The organism is Bacteroidota bacterium, assembly GCA_019637975.1.
Lineage (GTDB): Bacteria > Bacteroidota > Ignavibacteria > UBA10030 > UBA6906 > CAADGV01.
Window position 1 is genome coordinate 150,001 of record JAHBUR010000009.1, and the last position, 1,083, is coordinate 151,083.

Annotated in this window: 1 protein-coding gene (only partly in view); it reads right to left on the bottom strand. The window is 62.0% G+C overall.

Annotated features, from left to right (window positions below):
- On the bottom strand, positions 1-858 hold the 5' portion of the coding sequence (locus KF749_07025; protein MBX2990905.1) for a DEAD/DEAH box helicase family protein. Its footprint begins 792 nt before the window's first position; 858 of the gene's 1,650 nt are visible here — the first part of the coding sequence; its start codon is at positions 856-858; its stop codon lies beyond the left edge, outside the window.
- Positions 859-1,083 lie beyond the last annotated feature (225 nt).

Consider the following 1,083-nt stretch of genomic DNA (forward strand, 5'->3'; position numbering starts at 1 on the left):
CAGTTGCTGGCAGTTTTCCACATCGCGTCCAAAGACGATGCCGCCGGCGCCGGGATGAGTCTTGCGCAATTCCAAGAGCTGCTGATGGGCTTCTTTGAGCAGTCCCTGCACGTAGGCCCCGGTCGGCTCCAGGGCGGTGCGCAGCCGGTCCGCTTCAAAGTTGCGTTCCAAGAAGGTGGAAAAACTGGCGGCGAAAGACTTGCCGTCCCGCTCCCACTCGAATTCCCCGTCATGGTGTGGGAAGTAGAGCGGGGCGCAATAGTTGTCGCGTAAGGCTTCCCCGTAGCCGTAGCTATAGTCGCTGATGCTCTCGCCCCGATCCCCGTTTTGATAGCGCACGAAAGGGATGGGGTTGTTGTCGGACCGGAAAGGCGTACCGGAGAGCATCAGGCGCCGGTGGGCGGCGTTGAAAACCAGGCGCAGGGCCTCGCCCCAGGACTTGCTGTCGCCGGCGTGGTGGACTTCGTCGAGAATAACCAGGGTACGCCGGCGGTCGCGGGCGCGGAAGGCGTCGGCGTCCATTCCCAGCCGTTGATAGGTAAAGACGCGTCCCACGCAGTCCCGGGATTCCTGGGCATTCTCGGGATCCAGAGCCAGGCCCCAGGAGGCGAACTCGCGCTGCCACTGCTCACAGATGTGGGTGGACGGTCCCACAATGTCGATGCGATCCACCGCCCCCCGGCGCAGTTCGTTGTAGGCCAACATGACCGCGAATTTGGTCTTGCCGGCGCCCGGACAGGCGTTGACGGAAAAGTCCTTAAACGGATGTTGAGTATAGGCGGCGTAGGCTTGCTTGGCCCAGATACGGGGTTCGAAGCCAACCGGTACGCGTAGCCGGACCTGAGGTTGAGCAGTCACTAAGGGTGCATGATGCGTACCCCATGGAATATTTGTCAAGCCGGAGCAAAGGTTCGGTTCGACGGGACAGCTAACATGGGGGAATGCTGAAATACCTTCTGGCCGGCCTGCTTTTGGCCGGCGCCGTGCTGCCCAGCGACACCCTGGAATCGCAAGGCCGGCGCTGGACTTACTACAGCGTGTCGCCGAGCGCGCCCGGTGAGCCGCCGCCGTTGATTTTGTTAT